Source organism: Streptomyces sp. NPDC093065 (genome assembly GCF_044754585.1).
In the GTDB taxonomy this organism is placed as follows: domain Bacteria; phylum Actinomycetota; class Actinomycetes; order Streptomycetales; family Streptomycetaceae; genus Streptomyces.
Genome location: NZ_JBIVPJ010000005.1, coordinates 14,431 through 32,543 on the forward strand (window position 1 = coordinate 14,431; position 18,113 = coordinate 32,543).

At 73.0% G+C, this 18,113-nt stretch carries 8 protein-coding genes; 4 read left to right on the forward strand and 4 right to left on the reverse strand.

Annotated features, from left to right (window positions below; genetic code table 11):
* The first annotated feature begins 37 nt into the window (after positions 1-37).
* Both ACIQFU_RS10910 and ACIQFU_RS10915 read left to right on the forward strand, forming a co-directional pair.
* The gene (locus tag ACIQFU_RS10910) at positions 38-9,526 is read left to right on the forward strand and encodes a hypothetical protein (RefSeq protein ID WP_402550559.1); all 9,489 of its coding nucleotides are present in this window, start codon (positions 38-40) and stop codon (positions 9,524-9,526) included.
* Between the two features lie 1,309 nt (positions 9,527-10,835).
* Complete coding sequence (locus ACIQFU_RS10915) at positions 10,836-12,041, forward strand: oxygenase MpaB family protein (protein ID WP_402550560.1); 1,206 nt, start codon at positions 10,836-10,838, stop codon at positions 12,039-12,041.
* Positions 12,042-12,071: 30 nt separating this feature from the next.
* Here ACIQFU_RS10915 and ACIQFU_RS10920 read toward each other — a convergent pair whose 3' ends face one another.
* Genes ACIQFU_RS10920 through ACIQFU_RS10935 form a run of 4 tightly spaced genes read right to left on the reverse strand, consistent with a single transcriptional unit; the run spans position 12,072 to position 15,639 of the window.
* Positions 12,072-13,235, reverse strand: coding sequence for a TetR/AcrR family transcriptional regulator (locus tag ACIQFU_RS10920; RefSeq protein WP_402550561.1), 1,164 nt, complete (start codon positions 13,233-13,235; stop codon positions 12,072-12,074).
* Between the two features lie 45 nt (positions 13,236-13,280).
* The gene (locus ACIQFU_RS10925) at positions 13,281-14,441 is read right to left on the reverse strand and encodes an NAD(P)-dependent alcohol dehydrogenase (protein ID WP_402550562.1); all 1,161 of its coding nucleotides are present in this window, start codon (positions 14,439-14,441) and stop codon (positions 13,281-13,283) included.
* Positions 14,438-14,947 carry a DUF4334 domain-containing protein gene (locus tag ACIQFU_RS10930; protein ID WP_402550563.1) on the reverse strand — a complete coding sequence of 170 codons (510 nt, stop codon included), beginning with the start codon at positions 14,945-14,947 and terminating at the stop codon, positions 14,438-14,440. The genes ACIQFU_RS10925 and ACIQFU_RS10930 overlap by 4 nt, the downstream gene beginning before the upstream one ends.
* 20 nt (positions 14,948-14,967) lie before the next feature.
* A complete protein-coding gene (locus tag ACIQFU_RS10935; RefSeq protein ID WP_402550564.1) occupies positions 14,968-15,639 on the reverse strand; it encodes a TetR/AcrR family transcriptional regulator in 672 nt (223 codons plus the stop codon).
* 303 nt (positions 15,640-15,942) lie between these two features.
* Here ACIQFU_RS10935 and ACIQFU_RS10940 point away from each other — a divergent pair, with 303 nt between their 5' ends.
* Together ACIQFU_RS10940 and ACIQFU_RS10945 are read left to right on the forward strand one after the other, a co-directional pair.
* On the forward strand, positions 15,943-16,968 hold the full coding sequence (locus ACIQFU_RS10940; RefSeq protein ID WP_402550565.1) for an LLM class F420-dependent oxidoreductase: 1,026 nt from the start codon (positions 15,943-15,945) through the stop codon (positions 16,966-16,968).
* A complete protein-coding gene (locus ACIQFU_RS10945; RefSeq protein WP_402550566.1) occupies positions 16,965-18,113 on the forward strand; it encodes a long-chain specific acyl-CoA dehydrogenase in 1,149 nt (382 codons plus the stop codon). The genes ACIQFU_RS10940 and ACIQFU_RS10945 overlap by 4 nt, the downstream gene beginning before the upstream one ends.

Genomic DNA, 18,113 nt, shown 5'->3' on the forward strand with positions numbered 1-18,113 from the left:
TCCGCAGTCGCTCCGCTCCGCAATGCAAGGAGAGCCCGTGCTTGCCGCCTGGTACTTCTGTTCCTGCCGTGGTCTCACCATCCGGCAGAGCGCCGACTACCTGGACATCGTCGAGATCCTGCGCTCGAAGAAGAGCCGCCCGGACCAGCTGGCCGCCGCCGTCGAGAAACTGGCGGAGTGCGAGCCCGCCCTGCGGCTGCACGGACTCGTGCACATCTTCACGGCGCCCCGGCGCGCGGAGTTCGGCCCCGACGCGCTGACCGCCGCGGCCCAGCTCTGCGACGGGCTCGCCGAGTGGGCCGTACCCGCCGAGTCGGTGGCCCGACGGGCGTTGGGCGCCCTGCTCAAGGAAGCCCTTGGCGCCTCCCAGGACCAGGGGTTCGTCGAACGGGTCGAGGGAGCGCTGCGAGACTGCCGGCCACGGTCCGCCGTCGCCCGGGAAACCGTCCCCTACCAGAACCTCGACGACACCGTGCGGGAGATCCTCGCGCTCACCCTCCTGGTGGCAGCTGTCCAGGAGAGGGCGGCGGACGTCGCCACGCTCTGGACGGACGGAGACCGCCCCGACGTCGTCACCCACGCGCTGGCGAACCAACTGGGCCGGCTGCCCCTACTGCTCGCGGTCGACGCCGTACTCGCCTCGTCCCACGAGGAGGCGGACGACATGGTCCGCGCGGCGCTGCGGCGCGCGGGCCGGGGCTCGGCCGACCTCGAACCCGATCTCCTGACGGCTCTTGCCCGGTCCTGGTTCCCCCTTTCCCCTCTCCGCCAGGACGTCTCGGCCACCGCCGACCAGGAGGACTGGATCGTGCCGGGCCCGCAGGACCTCGCGGAACGTTTCGAGGACGAGCTGGGCACCGGACTGCTCCTGCGAGGCTGGACCAGAACCGGTGGCGGGACCAGACCGGGACACTCCACACGCGCTGAGGCGCTCGTCCGCCTGGGCTGCGAGCCCGACCGCACCGCCGCCGAGCGGGTGCCCGCCGCGCTGTGGCAACACACCCTGTGGGAGCTGTTCGCCGAACACGATCCGGTGCGGGCGCTGGAGTCCGCGGCGCGATGGTGGGGCGCACCCGCGAGGCACGAGAAGCGGACGCTGTCCGACGGCGGCGCCCTCGCGGTCCTCGCGTCCACCGCGGTGACCGACTCCGGGCGGCAGGCGGCCGTCGAGTGGATCACTACCATGGTCGGCGGAGGGTTCCGGCCGGGAGCGGAACCCCCGGTCACCGGACGGAACGATCCGAACGGCCTACCGCCGTACACGGTCTGCTCGCCGTGGATGTGGCGCAGCGACAACCGTTACTCGCTGAGCCGTTACCAAGGGTCCCCGGACAGATTCCCGACCTGGTACGAACGGCTGGACGATCTCGACCTGCTGCGTGTCACGGCGCTGGCCCCGGTGGCGGTGCGGCTCCTGCGCGAGGCCGACGCCCCCGCTTCCGGGCCGCTGACGGACCCCGCCGTCGCCTTCCTGTTCCACGCCAAGGACGTGTTCACCGACCCGCGCCGGCGCCACTTCCTCTCCTCGCTGCGCACCGAGTCGCACCCCGACAACCTCACGGTCCGCCCACCGCTGGCGGCCCTGATCCTGCACGCCCACCTCACCGTGGGACGCGCCGGCCGCGGCAGGTATGCGGAGATTCCCGTGTCGAGGTTCGCGGCCTTCCTGGTCGGCGGTCCCGGCGACACCAGCGGGACCCTCGACGACGGGCAGTGGAACCGGCTGTTCTCGCGTCCCGCCCTCAACGCCGCGCGTGACTGGATAACGGACTCCGCGTCCGGCGCCCGGCGCGACGCCGACGTGGAGCACGACGGAGCCGGCTGGTTCGACGGCGGTGTCCCCCACGCGCGCCGGGTGCTGACGGCCGCCGTCCGGCGGCTTCTCCCCCTGGACCGGGAGGAGGACGCGAAGTACCTGAAGGAGGCACAGGGCCAGGGCCGCACCGCGCCCCGCACGTACATGTCCACCACGCCCTTCCTGATGTCCCTCGCGGGGGACTTCTCCCTGGACCTCGTGCCGGAGGCCCGCGACGAGATCGACCGGGACTGGATGACCCCCGCCCGGCTGGAACAGCTGCTCACGCACCACCGCGGCACCAGGAAGAAGAACGAGAGCCAGGGCAGGACGACGGGGCCGGGAATCATCTCGGAGACCCTGCTCGTCGCCGACCGCTACCCCGTACAGCGGTGGCGGAGGCACCAGGAGGCGATCGCCGAACTCGTTCCCGACCCTTACGACCCGCGGCAGTGGCGGCCTGGCCGGGAGACGTTCGACAAGTTGCTGGAGACGATGGGCGCGACCCCGCTGACCATGCACACGCTGCGGCTGGCCGCGCTGCTGGAGGCGGGAAGCCTGGTCGACGTCCCCGAGAGCGAGGAGTGGATTGCCTCCTGGCGGCGGATGATGGACGCCGTCACCCACCGCAGGTACCTGAGCCGCGTCGTCCGCGGGGTGGCGCTGGAGATGTTCCGCACCCCCGACCACGGCATCGACGCCCAGGACCGGGTCATGGGCGTGCTGGAGCGTGTCGTCGACAGCATCGTGGCCTTCAGCGCCGAAGCCCCGCGCTATTACCAACTGCTCCTGTCCGAAGAGGCGTTGAGGCCCTCCGAGGCAGCGGTGCAACCGCTGCCGCCGGAAGGCATGAACCGGTTGCGCACGCGGGCCGTGGAGGCCGTCCGGCGCCGCCAGTGGCACGCGGCCCGTACGCTCGAGCCGACGACCGGTCCGTGGGAGGTCATCGATCGGCGACTGGCCCGCGCCGAGATCGACGCCGAGGTCCGCGCCTTCGTCGCCGCCTCGGCCGTCAGGAGCTTGACCTCCGACCCGGGGCAGACCCTGGGGCACGTCTTCGTCCGGGCGTGGGAGCAGCACGCGCTGAGCCCCGCACAGCTCCCCGGTGACGAGCGGTCGGATCCCCGGCTGGTCGTCTCGAAGGGCCTGCGGCACTGGACCGGGGAGTCGTGGGCCGGCCTCGCGCCGTGGAGACTGAGCCCCGCGTCGGGCGTACGGCCCACCGACCTCGTCCCGCTCTCCCCGGACGAACGGCACGAACTCCTCGCCGCCTGGCGGGCGAACCCGCTGCCGCGTCCGGTCCTCGGCATGGTCGCCGCCCGCGACGACGCGCACGCCGGCGTACAGGTCAACTGGGGTGCCGGGGCCCCGGTGACCGCCGATGACCACGGGCGGCTGCGGATCGGCGACCCCTGCGTGGTCCAGGTGCGGTGGGACGAGGAGGACCTGACCTGGCGGCAGGCGCGGGGTGACACGGCGGTGCCCGCGGGCCGCGCCGACCCGGTGGACGGCGAGGTGCGTGCCGCCCGGGTGACGTACCGGGGCGGCCGGCCGCAGGTCGTGGTGGACGGGGTCGTGGGCGATGTACTCGACGGCGATCCCGTCGCCGTCGTGCGGTGGGAACCGGACCTCTCGCAGATGGTCCACGGACGCACGGCCCCGCCCCACCCGGACGCGCCGTCGGAGACCCTCGCCCGGTGGGACGCCCCGACAGGGCGCTGGCTGCCCGTCGACCGCTCGCTGACGGAACTCGTCGCGGACGACCTCCCCTACCGGGCACCGGAGCAACGGCCCGCCGGGGTCCTGGTCTACGCCGGCGAGGGAGAGCCGGACCACCGGAAGGAATACGGCACGCGGCGCTTCTCGACCGTCGCCGGCCGCACCTACCTGCTGCGGAGCGACGACTGGCAGGACCCCGAAGCGCTCGCGGCCGCACTCGTCCCGCCGGGACGCGATGCGGACGCCGCCGGCCTGGAGGCGGCGCAGGAGCAGGAGTCGGCGCCGGCCCCCGGCATGCTCGTCTACGTGGCGCTGGGAAAGGACCCCGATCAACGCCTGATGCTGCTCCAGGACCCGCCCGGCGAAGCGCGGTCGCGCTGGCCGGGTCTCGCCAAGGGCGCCTGCCGCGACACCCGGAACCTGGACTGGCTGGGGCTGTTCGACGAACCGGAGCCCCGGCTGTGGCGGGCCACCCTCGGCACCGAGGACGGCGGCGCCCCTGCTCCCGGTACGACCCTCCACTGGCGGGTCAGGGTCGACGACGCCACCGGTTATCCGGCGGATGCGGGCTTCCCGTCCTCCGTGGTCGTCGAGGGATTAGAGGAAGGCGAGGGCGGGGAACGGCTGTTCCGGCCGCGTCCCTGGGACGAACGGGCCGCCCGAGCAGCGACGGTGACCGGCGACCCGGTCCGGGTCGAGCACCTCGACGACGCGGACCGTCCTCCGAGCGGAGATCGCTTCGACGAGTTCTGGCGTGTCCGGCACGGCGACGTGCTCCCCGTCCGGTCGCTGGGCCGCTCCGGCTCCCGCGGGCCGAGGATCGAGGCCCTCGCGGGCGCCGGCCTCCCCGTCCGGCTGGACCGCTCCGGGCTCCTCCAGGAGGGGGCGTCGGCCGCCGGACTCGTGGTCCGCGTCGAGGAGGTCGGCCCCGCACCGGAACGGTCCGGCCGGGACGCGTCGCCCTTCCCGGAGGAGGAGCTGGCCGCCCGCGCCGGGGCCGACGCGTTTCCCGACGGCGAGGCCGAGGGCGTCGTCGTCAGGCTGGCACGCCCCGCCGACGGGACCATCGCCTCGTACGGCGTCTGGCTGCGCGCACCGGGGGAGCGGCCGCGGCTCTGCGAGCTGCCCGCCACGGCCTTCCGGACGCAGGTGACCGACCTCGGCACCACGTTCCGCGGGACACGCTCGAAGGACGGCTGGCTCTTCACCCCGCGCCAGGTGTCCGGCGCCCCGCTCTACCGGGTGAGCGAGGCGGCGGCGGAGCCCGGGGAGCCATGGCGGTTCCACGCGCTCGTCCGCCGCCGGGGGGACACGGACCTCGCCCTGTACACCCGGGGCGACACGGGCGACGTCCTCATGGCCCCGGCCCCGGCACGGCCTCCCCAGGCCCGGATCACCGTCCGCACCGCCCTCGGCACGCGCTCCGTCGAGGCCGGCGAGGTGTCCCTGCCACTCGTACTCGCCCGTGTCGACGCCGCCTACTCGGTGGGCACACTGCCCGCCTTCCTCACCGGGAAGAGCGCCGTCACCGGCAAGACCGCGGTGACCGGCACCCACTTCGTCCTCACCTCCGACGGCCGGCCCCGGGACGGGGCGGCCGCTACAGGCCTGACCGGGTTCCGCCGGTGCTTCGACGTGGGCCCAGGCCCCCGGCCCGTCCCGCGCAACGCCCCGGCCCGGCCGCGGACCCGGGAGGATCTCTGGCGTCAGGCGGCCGCGGAGGGCAGGCCCCGCACCGAAAGGGGGGAGCTCCGCGACGGCGCGCTGCACGTGGGAGGGCACCGCATCCCGCTGCTCCCGGGGGACGCTCCCCTGGTCAGGGCCGTCCGGTATCCCTACGACGAGGTCAGGGCACGGATCGTCGTGGAGGACGGCGTCCTGGCGGCGTCGACCGAGCAGGCGCCGCCCTTCGACGCCGAGGGCTTCGCCCAGTACCTGACCGACACGGCGTCCGTGCGGTACGGACGCACCTACTCGCTGAGGCGTCTGCACTACGTGAAGGCCGACCGGCGGGACGGCGGGACGAAGTACCTCTTCGAGTGGGGACGGGGCTACACGGTCCTGCTGCGCGCGTCGGAACTCACCTGCGACGGTCGGCCCTGCGGCGAGCCGTTCCCGCTCTACCACGGCGACCGCCTGGCGGCCGTGCGGGTCCGCCGCACCTCCGGCCCGTCCGGGGTCGCACTGGACTTCCGCAGGGACGACATCCGCATCCAGTCGGGCACCCGGGCCCACGACGAGGCACGGGACGCCCGTCTCATCCACCAGATCACCGTCATCGCCGATCCCCGCACGGGCGTGGTCCGGGTCAGGCGCATCCGGCTGACGCCGCGTTACGAACCGCGGGCCGAAGAGTCGTTCCAGGACGCGCCGATCGCGGCCCACCTCACCAGGGCCGACAAGGAGAAGATGCTGCGGCTGCTGGGCGACAGCGCCGCGGCGACGGAACTGAGCGTGCTGGCCGAATTCGACCAGCAGGCGTTCGGCGGAAGTGAGGGCAGGCGGCGCGTCTTCCGCTACAAGGAGCCCGGGTTCATCGGGGCAGGGGACTCCGGCGACCGGATCTTCATGGTCGCCACCGGCATCACGCGCGCCGCCGACGGCACCTATCTCACCCTGAGACTGCCGGACTCGGTACGGCAGGCCGAGGGCACCGAGCTGATTGTGCGCGTGTACCCGCGGGACTTCTCCGTACGGCCCGACCTGCTCGACCGGATCTACGACGAGACGCGTTCAGCCGGCGCGGACGACGGGACCGACCCGTTGCCCGGGTACGAGGGAGCCGTGTTCCTCGTCCAGGTGTGGCAGGGCAAGACGCCCGGCAGCTGGCGGGGCCGGCTCACCTCCGTCCCGGCCAGGGAAGAGAGGGCGCTGGTCAGCGCGGTGCGGCACGCCGGAGGCTCACTGCTCGCCGTGGTCGCCCACCCCGAGGGGAGCACGGTCGAGGTCGTCCCCGGAGTCGTCTTCGAGCTGCCCGAGGAGTCCCGCGTGCACGCGCGGAAGGCGGGAACGGGGGCTGTGGTCCGGCTCTCCTCGCGGGGCGGAAGGGGGCTGCACGTCGGCCTGGCACAGAAGACGGATCACGCCTACCTGCCCCGTGCCGCGCTCGTCGGGAAGACCCGCGGCCGACGGGACGACACCGGGGGCCCCTTCCGCGCCGGCGGCCTGCCCACCCTGCCCGTCACGGCGACGAAGCACCTCGCGGGCCGTCTGCGGAAAATCGAACACCCCCAGATCGCCCGCCTTCTGCCGGACCGGGCCGTGAAGGGTGCGGCGCTGGCATCGAGCCCCAACGGGGTGCGGGCCGGAAAGGTCGATGTCCGGGGCGCGACGCCGCGCCTGAGGCCCGTCGCGCTCGAGGCGAGCGACGCGCCGGAGGAGGGGCCCGTTCCCTGGTCCCGGCTCAGCTTCGCCGACGGCACCGCGGAGGACATCGCCGCGCGGTGGAGGGACGGACGGCGCCATCACGACCTGGAGACCGCTGCCACGCGCCACGCCCGGTGGCAGGCCCCCACGTTCTTCGACGTCGACGACAACGGAGACTGGACGCTCCGATACCGGTCCGACGAGCTGCGGAAGAACTTCGTCCTGCCCCCGACCGCGCTGACGGAGGCACCGCGACCGTCCGGCCCCGCCTGGTACACCGTGGCCGGGCCGGCCCGGTACGCCTCGGGCACCGCCCACGGTCTGTGGCTGGAACTCGGCCCCGGCCGGGTCGTCGAGGTGAGCAGGTACCTGGTCACGGGAATGCACGGACACCCCTTGGCCGACCTCGCCTGGGACCGGTTCGGCCCGGGTGACCAAGTGCGCCTGGAAGTGGTCCGCAGCGCCTTCGCCGCGCCCCGGGGGCTCCGGCTGCTGGACTGGCGTCCGGGCGCCCGCGCCGCCTGGTCGGCTGCCTCGGACCGCCGGGTGTGGCTGCCCGTCCGCCGCGTGAGAGACAGGAACGGAGTCGATCTGGGAGCGGGGCACTTCCGCTGCCGGTACCCGCTGGCCGACGTCACGTCCTGCTTCGACCCGGGCGGCTTTCTGCACTCGGCCACCACGGCTGTCCTGGACTGTTCCACCAACACCTTGACCGCCGCCCCCGACACCGGGCCGGCCGCCGGCGACTGCGCGCTGCTCGGCCTCGGCCCGGACGGAGCGCTGACCCTCCTCGGGCTGGAACACGGTCGTGTCGAGCTGGACGAGGCACCCGAGGGGTGGCCCGGCGGCGACTGGCTGCGCGGCCTGCTGGCGCGACGGCCGGCCGCGGTGCTGGACGGGCTCGGCTGTCTCCCGGTGACCGTGGAACACTGGTCGCGGGAGTCCGTCACCGTGTCACGACGGCTCCAGCCCGACGGGACCCTCCACGAGCGGGCGATCATGCTCTGTATCGGACTGACCGAGGTCGACGGAGACCTCCTGGTGCGCTGCGGCGGAGCGCTGCACCGACTCCCCCTGAGCGAGGCGGTCCCCGGGCTGCCGGAGGAACTGGCCCCCGAGGCCGCCGCGTTCCTGGGCGATGCGGTACGGCGCGGCCGAGGGGAGGGAGCGCGCGGCCGGCGGCTGTGGTGCCGAACGCAGGCGCCCAGCGGCGGCGACCGGGAGTCCGGCACCGGCCCGGTGCTCCGCGTCGGTCTGTCGGTGCCGGACGTCCCGTCTCTCGGGGACGAGCCGCTCGTGAGACCGAGGGGTGTGCTGGCCCCGCTGGACGGACCGCCGCACGGCCTGCTGGTCGAGGACGAGCAGGCCGGCGGCTGGTCCTGGCTGCCCGCCGAGCGGGCATCGTGGCTGCCGGACCCCACGGCCGGGGAACTGCGCGCCGCGCTCGTGGACGACGCGCGACCCCTCCGGGTCCGGCGCATGCAGGACGGCACTGTGTCGGTGACGGACGTACGGGAGGTGGAGCGCACCCGGCTCGGCCTGCGGCCGGGCTCCCGGATCCGGGCCCAGGCGGACGGCCACCGCGAGCTCACGGGACGGGGACCGCGGGCGAGGGTAGCCCGCGTACTGCCCACGGGCGTCCTCGTGCAGTTGCGTCCCCAAGCGCACGACGAGAAGGGCAACAGGAAGAAGGACGGCAGGGGAAGTGAGCGGGGGCGGGCGAAGGAGCTGCTGTACTGCGAGGTGGAGCAGCTGGAGGCCGGGCCGGACCGTTGCGCGGTCAAGGTCGTACGGGTCGGTGGCCGCCGCCTCAGGGTGGACCTTCCCCAGCGCCTCGCCCAGCTCTCCGCGACCGCTGTGGCGGCCGAACAGGCGTCCCTCGCCGCACGGTACGCCGGCCTGCCGCTCGTGACCACCGCGGTGCGTCTGTCCCAGGACCCCGACCTGCCGCTCGCGCCCGAGGCCCGGCAGGAACTGCGACGCTGGCTGACGGACCACGGCGAGGCCGCCTACCACCTCCGGCCCGATCCGGACACGCCCGGGGCACACTCGGATCTGGAACTGACGGAAGTCCTGGCCGTCCTCCTGCTGATGGAGCGGCACGGGCGCGACAGCGCGCCGCATGCCCGGGGCGCGGTTCTGCTTGCGCACCACCTGGGGCTGCGTGCCACCCGCTCCCTCCATGTCGAGCCACTGGTGAGGACCTGGGCCTCGCACGAGCGGCTCCAGGCCGACGCCCGCCTGAGGACCCTTCAGTTCCCCGCCGAGATGACCGACAAGCAGCTCGCCGCCGCCCGCGCCTTCGGGAACGGCCTGCTCGGCCGGACCGACGGCAGGGCGGGGGCGCACCCCGACGCTCCCGTGGCCCGGGCCGTACTGGCCGCCGTGGGGGAACTTCCACCGGGAGAGGATCTGACCGAAGGCGCCACGACGCTCGCCTCGCTCGCGGCTCTGGGCAGGGCCCTGCACCCTCCGCAGGGAGAGGCCACGGCCCAGACCGAGCTCACCCCCGGGCAGAGAAGCGTGCTGCGGAGCGCGCTGCGCAGTGCCTTCGGCGTCCCCGTCCCGCTCCTCGCCCCCGCCGTGCCGCTGGCCGAGACCCAGTTCCGCCTTGCTCGTGCGGTTCTGGAGGCCGACATCGAGTGAAGTGGGAGCGCAGCGTGATGGCGGCCGGTCTCCGAGCCGGCAACCGTGCCGTGCCGCGGAAGCGGTGGCGAAGGCCGTCAGCCGATGCGCGTCCTCGTCGGCGACACTGCCGCGCACCTCCTTCTCGGCGTTCGGCCTCAGGAACTCTTCGAACTTGAATAGGCCGTCCCCAGGCTGCCCCGGAGTCGTGCGACCGCGTGACGGCGCCCTTCACGCTGCCCGGGTAGTGCCGGTCCAGGTATGTCTCCCGCTGCGCGGAGGGGGCCGTAGTAGGCGGTCAGTCGAGTGTCGTGGTCCTTGGCCGACAGTGTCAGGGAGCACTTCTCTGTGAGCGCGCGTCCGGCCGGCTTCTCCGACACGGTCGTGAGCCGCAGCCGGGCCACCTCCTGCGCGCCAACGACGCCGCGGCAGGTACCCTCCGCGCGGGCGGCAGGGCGCTTTTGCCATGCGGTGCGGTCGACGCTCGAGGGCCGCGCTCCCAGCGCCCCCTCGCATCACGAGCGCGCTGCCGCGCGCCGGGCCGACTCGGTGGTGAACCGGGCCACTTGAAGCACCTGGGCGTCGGAGAGCTCCCTGACGTCCTCGCACGTATGGGCCAGGACGAGGAGGCTCTTGCCGGGCAGCGGCGCGCAGTCGACGAGGACTCCGGCCTCGGGCCGGTCGGTGACGGCGAAGAAACCGTTCCAGCCGAACCCGATCGGGGCCGCCGAGGTGTTCTCCGCCGAGCCGCTGCGGGACGGATGTTCAGCATGAGCTGCACGCCACTGAATTCCCCGTCACCGGCCCACGTCGCGCAGTACTCGGTCTCGTGACCCACCCACTGAGCCGTGTGACCCCGAATTCCAGGTCGGCGCCGCCGAAGGACTCCCTGCCCTCCTCCACCGCCGGCGCGCCCCGAAAGGTGTCGGCGGGGACCTCGCCCGAACCGTGGCTCCGCGGGCCGAACCACCAGAACAACCCGCCGGGCGCCAGGGCCAGCGCTCCGCTTGCCGCCCTGCCTCGTCGACGCCCTCGTATGCCGCGCACGTCTCGCCCTTTCCCCGTTGATCATCCGGTCGGGGACGCTACCGGGGGCGTCGGCAGGTGTTCGCCACTCGCTGCCACGCGTACCACCGGGCCGAGCCGGGAAGCCCCCGTCCCCCGGCCGGTCATGAACCCTCCGTCACCCCCATTGCTCATGGTGAACCGCCTCGCTATGTTAATGGAGAATCACATCACTGCGCATCATTTCGGAGCGTGGTGGGCATCTAACTGCCCCACAAAAATGACTCAGAGCACCGTCTGACCCTCAGGGAAGCGGGTTAAGTCAATGGAGAATCTCAGCAGGCGAGGAGTCCTGTCGCTCGGTGTCGCGCTCGGGCTCGTGGGCGTGGCGGACAGTGCCAAGGCATGGGCGTGGCCGGCGGCCGGCTCGGTGGCCGGCACCGGAACGGGCGCCGACCCGGAGTACGTCTGGGACGACGCGACCGACCCCCTGATGGCCGCGCTGATCAAGAACGGCAGCGTCCCGGCGATCAACACCGCGATGGAGGGCTGGGTGAACAACGGCGACCCGCTGCCCGGCGGCCTGCCGCCCGCTCTCACCGCGCATCTGCGCCAGGTCAACAAGCTGCCCTCCTGGGCCGACCCGGCCAAGCTGACCCGCGCGGCCGACTTCAACCGGCGCCGGGACACGTACCTGTTCATGCTGTACGGCCTCGGCAGCGGCATCATGAGCACCGTGATCCCGCGCGAGGCCAGGAGCGTCTACTGGTCGGCGGGCGGCGCCGACATGCAGGACCGGGCGGCCAAGACGTTCACCTTCGGCTACGACCTCTCCCAGCTCAAGGCCTTCGAGCCGACGGGGCAGTTCGTGGTCACCGCCAACAAGACCCGGCTGGTGCACGCCGCGGTGCGGCACCTGCTGCCCCAGTCGCCGCACTGGACGTCCGGCGCCGACCAGGACATCCCGATCAGCGCCGCCGACATCCTCGTCACCTTCCACAGCCTGGGCACCTACGTGCACAGCAAGCTCACCGAGTGGAAGATCCCCTTTTCGGCCGAGGACCAGGAGGCGTTCCTGCACTCCTGGCAGGTCGCCGTCCATCTGCTCGGTGTGCCGGACGAGTACATCCCCAAGACCTGGGCGGCCGCGCACGCGCAGTCGGAGCAGGTGCTCACCCCGATCCTCACCCCGACCACCGAGGGCATCGAGCTGGCCGAGGACCTGCTCGGCCTGACCGCGCAGATCGACCTCGGTGTCACCCGGGGGTTCCTGAACGAGTTCGTGCGTTACGTCCTCAGCGACGAGGTCGGCGACTGGCTGGGACTGCGCCGCGACTACGTGGCGGCGGCCCTGGTCCGCACCGCGTGGCCGGCGTACGTCAGGTTCCGCGAGGGGCTGTCGCCGGTCCTGCCCGGCACCTTCTACATGGTCGACCAGTTCATCCGCGCCCTGGCCATGCTGTTCCTCAACAAGGGGGCCTCGGGCAGCACCACCCCGATCACCATTCCCACCGGAAACAGGCCCGGCTGAGCCGGCGGCCCGTACGGCACCGGTGCCCGCTCACAGCCCCAGGGCGCCGACGACGAGAGCGGTCACCGCGTCACGGTGGTCGAGGCCGTCCCGCCACCGCAGTCCGCGCCCGGCCTCGACCACCACACCGAACCCCGCGTGCACCAGCACCCGCGCCTGCCGCGGGTCCAACCCGGGGCGGGCCAGCCGCAACTGCTGTTCCCAGACGGCGACGTGCTCCCGCTGGGCGAGGACCAGAGGCCGCCGCAGATCAGCCGGCAGACCGGCCAACTCGGCCTCGGCGACGCTGTTGAGCGCGGTGTACTCGAAGCAGTAGGCCACGTACGTCGCCGCCAGCGCGACCACGGCCTCGCGCGGGTCGTCCACCTCCCGCAGGCTCCGCTCCACCCACTGGGCCAGCAGTCCCGCCGCCTGGAGACACGCCGCCGCCAGGATGTCGACCTTGCCGGGGTAGTGGCGGTAGAGCGCGGACGGGGCCAGTCCCACCTCCCGGGCGATCTGGCCGTTCGTGACGTTCGCGAACCCGTCCCGGGCGAACAGCGGGACGGCGGCGGCGAGGATCTCCGCACGCCGGGTGCGCGGCACGGGCTGGGCGGGCGGCTCCACCGGGCGCGCGCCCTCGTGGACGGCGGCGGGATCGGTGGCGGCCACGCGCAGCGCGGAATCCGTCAGCAGACGCTCGGCCCGGCGCCCGGCGATCGAGGTGCGGTGCATCGTGATGGAACCGATCGCACCGAGGGCGGCCACTGCGCGCAACCGCTCGTCGGCCAGGGGATGTTCGCGCTGCACCGCCTCGTCCACCCGCCCGACGACCCGCCCGAACTTCTCTCCGAGGTGCCGGCGGTCCTCGCGGTTGAGGTAGCGGGCCTCCCACCGGTACACACCGCCCGACGCGCGACGCGCGACGGTGACCCGGGCGACGGCGAGGAGCACGTCCGCCAGGGGCGCGCCGGGCGGCACCTCGTCGAGCGCGGCGACCAGTCCGTCCGCCATGACGTCGGCGCACTCGGCGAAGAGCGCGTACTTGTTCGGGAAGTGCCGGTACAGGGCCGCCGCGGTGATGCCCACGCCGGCGGCGATCTCCTCCATGGACGCCCTGTGGTACCCGCGTTCGCTGAAGACCCGGCCCGCCGCCTCGACGATGAGCTGCTTGCGGTTGCGGGGCCGGGCGGCCGTGGCCGGATCGGCGGTCACCGGCGTACGGGCGGATGCGGAGGCGGGACCATGCGGTTCAGTCAATCACACCCCGCCCGGGCGGCCCGGGGCCTTGCGGGCCCTTGTCCCGACCGGCCCGGGGGCGTCGGCCGGGTCGGGGAAGGTGAGGACCGGCTTGACCGCGCTGCCGTCCCGCATGGCGGCCACGGCGGCGCCGATCTCCTCGAAGGCGAACGGGGTGACCAGCCGGTCCAGCGGGAAGAGGCCGCGCCGGTGCAGAGCGATCAGCTCGGGGATGAAACGGGCGGGGTCGGAGTCGCCCTCCATCACGCCGTGGAGGCGGATCCCCTTGGTCATCAGGCGCATCATGTCGAACGTCACCTCGCCGCCGAGGCCGAGGAGGGCGAGTTCTCCGCGCGGACGCAGCGCGGCGACGGCGCGGTCGATCATCTCCGGCCGGCCCGTGGTGTCCACGACGTGGTGCGCCCCGCCGTCGGTCAGCTCGCGCACCGCGGCGGCCAGACCGTCGCCCGGGGGCAGGGCGGCCCGGGCGCCGAGTGCGACGGCCAGGTCCCGCCGGGAGGCCACCGGGTCGACGGCCACCACCGGATCGCAGCCCACGGCCACCGCGGCCATCAGCGCACTCAGCCCGACCCCGCCGGCCCCGAGGACCACGAGAGAGGTCCCCGGTCCGGGACGCAGCCGGTTGAGTACGGTCCCCGCACCCGTCTGGCCCCCGCAGCCCAGCGGCGCGGCGAACGTGGCCGGCAGGTCGGAGGGCACCTTGACCACCCCGCGCTCGTGGACCACGGCGCGCGTGGCGAAGCTGGACTGGCCGAAGAATCCGCCGTGCAGAGGGGCGCCGTCGAGCCGGAGCGGGGTCGTGCCGTCGCCGCGCCCGCCGGAGAGGTTCAGGTCCCGCGCCGAGTCGCAGTACGCCGGATGCCCCGCCGCGCAGCGCGGGCACGCGCCGCAACTGGCGAACGTGAGACAGACGGTGTCCCCCGGCACGACACCGGTCACCTCGGTGCCCACCACCTCGACCCGGCCGGCGCCCTCGTGACCGAAGACCATGGGGGTGAGTCGCCGCGGCCAGCGTGCCTGGATCCCCAGGTCCGTGTGGCACACCCCCACCGCCGTCATCCCGACCAGCACCTCGCGCGGACGCGGTTCCTCCAGCTCCACCTCCCGCAGGTCGAAGGGCTCGCCCGGCTCCCGGACGACCGCGGCGCGGGCACGCCTCACGCGTCCTCTCCGGACCGCCGTCCGGCGGAGGCGGCACCGGCGACGCGCTCCAGGAAGAAGTAGTAGTAGGGGCCGTCGGCGGGAACGCCCTTGCCGTTCATGATGCCCATGAGGGTGGCGTCGTCGACCCGTTTGAAGTGGTCGAGGACCGGCCGGCCGTCGTAGACCATCGTGGCCGTCGACTCGCCCCGGAACTCCACGGTCCACAGGCTGGCCTCGCCCTTGCCCAGCTCCAGGTCGGAGTACAGCCCGCCCGCCGGGTCACGGCACATCAGCGGCTTGGCGTCGTGCACGGACTCGAACGTCTTGCCGTACCAACCGGCCTTCGCCAGCTCGCCGTTGAGGGGGTGGCCGGTGTCGAACTCGCCGCCCTTCCACTCGCCGAGGATCTCCTCGGGCCGGACGGTGTCCAGTGCGGCCCAGACGGCGTCCAGTGCGGCCGCCTCGACCCGGTCCCGCGTCTCACGGAGCGCCTGGAAGCGGGTACGGGCCTGGTGCCGGTCCATGCGGTGTCCTCTCGTCGATGTCATCGGGAGCTGTACGGCGCCGGGTCCCGGAGGGCGGGGGAGCCGACGGGGTGGCCCACCGTGCCCAGACTCAGCAGGACGTGGCGTTCGGCGACCTCTTCCGCGGTGAGCGGGCCGTCGGGACGGAACCAGTTGGCGACGCCCTGGCACATGATGAGGACCGCACGCACGGCGTCGGCCGGGATCGTGGTGGTGAACACGCCCTCGGCGCGGCCCGCTTCGACCGTGTCGAGCAGCATGTGCTGGAGATAGTCGCGCAGCGCCACGTAGCGGGCCCGGTTGGCGGGCTCCAGACTCCGTATCTCGGTGTCCAGGAACGCCAGCGACCTGCGGTGCGCCATGTAGAGCACGATCGACTCGACCATGCCGCAGAACCGTGCCAGCGGTGCGGGCCCGGCCTCCGCGGCCGCCGCGCGGCAACGGTCCAGGACGTCCCTGATGGAGGTCTCCAGCAGGGTCGCCAGCAGGGCCTGCTTGTTCTCGTAGTGGTAGTACAGCGCGGGCACGGTGACGCCGACCCGGCCGGCGATGTTCCGCACTGAAGTGCCGTGGTAACCGTGCTCGTTGAAGGCCTCCATGGCGTGAACCAGGATCGGGTGCAGGTCGAGCGGCCCGTAGGAGCGCCAGTGCTGCGCTGGGGCCTTGGTGTCCTGGCTCGGCTCGGTGTTCAACGACTCTCCTCGGGCTCACTACCTTCCTCGGCAGCTTAGCGATCGATAAGTGACTGCGGCAGATGTGTGCCGGTTTCGTGGGACCAGTGTGCGGCGACGGTTCGGTGACTCGTCAAGTGCCAGGGAAAATCCTGTCGTTCAGGACGTTGACCGATCGGCGGCGCGCTTCTACGTTCTTAGCGAACGCTCAGTAGGGTACCGGTCGCGCACACCGCCGACGTGACCCGCGACCGGGGTCTGCCGGACCTGCCCGGCCTGTATGGAGCCTTCCGACCTGTCCGCACTGCCGAAGGGCCGCTGCTGATGGAACTGTCCTCACCGCTGGCCTACTCGGGCGATCCGCGCGAGGCCGCGGACCGGGCCGCCGCCCTGGAGTCCGCGGGTCTCGACGCCGTCTGGGTGGCCGAGGCGTACGGCTTCGACTCCCCGACGATCATGGGCTACCTGGCCGCGAAGACCGACCGCATGCGCATCGGCTCGGCCATCCTCAACGTCTACTCGCGCACCCCCGCCCTCATCGCCCAGACCGCCGCCGGACTCGACGCCCTCTCCGGCGGCCGGGCCGTCCTCGGCATCGGTGCCTCCGGACCCCAGGTCGTCGAGGGCTGGCACGGCCGCCGCTACGACCGCCCACTGGGCCGCACCCGTGAGGTGATCGAGTTGTCGCGGCGGATCTGGCGGCGCGAGGTGATCGAGCACCACGGCATCACCGACCTGCCCCTGCCGCCCGAGAAGGGCGGCACCCTCGGCAAGCCCCTGAAGCTGCTCACCCACCCGGTCCGCGACACCATCCCCGTGTACGTCGCCGCACTCGGCCCGGCCAACGTCCGGAAGACCGCCGAACTCGCCGACGGCTGGCTGCCGTTCCTCTACGCCCCGGAACACGCCGCGAAGGTGTGGGGCCCGGCACTGGCCGAGGGCACCGGGCGGCGCGACCCCGCGCTCGGGCCGCTCGCCGTCGTCGCGGGCGGCCTGCTCGCCATCGGCGACGACGCCGCGGCGGTCCGCGACCTGATGCGTCCCACCGTCGCCCTGTACGTCGGCGGCATGGGCGCCCCGGGCCGCAACTTCTACCACGACCTGATCTGCGCCTACGGCTACGAGGCCGCCGCGTCCGCCGTCCAGGAGCACTTTCTCGCGGGCCGCAAGAAGGAGGCGGAGGCCGCCGTCCCCGCCGAACTGCTGGAGCGGATCTGCCTGGCCGGTCCCGAGGGCCACGTCCGCGAACGCGTCGAGGCGTTCCGCGAGTCGGGCGTGACGATGCTCAACGGCACGCCCGTCGGGGCGGAACCGGCCCGGCTGATCGAGCGAGTGAGGAGCTGGCTGTGACACTGCGCCGAGACCTGTACGGCCCCGACCACGAGGCCTTCCGCGAGACGGTGCGGACCTTCCTCGCCAAAGAGGTGACCCCGCACCACGAACGATGGGAGCGCAACGGCCTCGTCGACCGCGAGGTGTGGTGCTCGGCGGGCCGCCAGGGCCTGCTGGGCCTGGCCGTCGGCGAGGAGTACGGCGGCGGTGGCACCGACGACTTCCGCTACAGCGCCGTGCTCATCGAGGAGTTCGCCCGCGCCGGTGCCTCCGGACTGGCGCTGAGCCTGCACAACGACATCGTCGGCCCCTACCTGACCCGGCTCGCCACCGAGGAGCAGAAGCGGCGCTGGCTGCCGGGCTTCGTCTCCGGCGACATCGTCACCGCCGTCGCCATGACGGAACCCGGCGCCGGCTCCGACCTCCAGGGCATCCGCACCACCGCCACCGACCAGGGCGACCACTACCTGCTCAACGGCTCGAAGACCTTCATCTCCAACGGCATCCTCGCCGACCTCGTCGTCGTGGTCGCCCGCACCACCCCCGAGGGCGGCAGCGCGGGACAGAGCCTGCTCGTCGTCGAACGCGGCACGGAGGGCTTCGAACGCGGCCGCAACCTCGCGAAGATCGGCCAGAAGGCCCAGGACACCGCCGAGTTGTTCTTCGACGACGTACGCGTCCCCAAGGAGAACCTGCTGGGGGAGGAGAACCGCGCCTTCACCCACCTCATGGACAACCTCGCCCAGGAGCGGCTGGCCATCGCGGTCGGCGCCGCCGCGGCGGCCGAGGAGATCCTGGACGTCACCACGCGGTACGTGAAGGAGCGCGAGGCCTTCGGACGGCCGCTGGCCGGGCTCCAGCACATCCGCTTCGAGATCGCCGAGATGGCCACCGAGGCGGCGGTCACCCGCACCTTCCTCGACCGCTGCGTCACCGAGCACAACGAGGGCCGGCTCGACGCCGTGCACGCCTCGATGGCCAAGTGGTGGGCCACCGAGTTCCAGAAGCGGGTCGCCGACCGCTGCCTGCAACTCCACGGCGGCTACGGCTACATGAGCGAGTACCGGGTGGCCAGGGCGTTCCTCGACGGGCGCGTCCAGACCATCTACGGCGGCACCACCGAGATCATGAAGGAGATCATCGGCCGCTCCCTCCTCGGCTGA

What these genes read in the sequence shown, in the direction of transcription:
- ACIQFU_RS10915 (WP_402550560.1), top strand. Translation starts at nt 10,836, where the DNA reads ATGGAGAATCTCAGCAGGCGAGGAGTCCTGTCGCTCGGTGTCGCGCTC.
- ACIQFU_RS10930 (WP_402550563.1), bottom strand. Translation starts at nt 14,947, where the DNA reads ATGGACCGGCACCAGGCCCGTACCCGCTTCCAGGCGCTCCGTGAGACG.
- ACIQFU_RS10940 (WP_402550565.1), top strand. Translation starts at nt 15,943, where the DNA reads ATGGAACTGTCCTCACCGCTGGCCTACTCGGGCGATCCGCGCGAGGCC.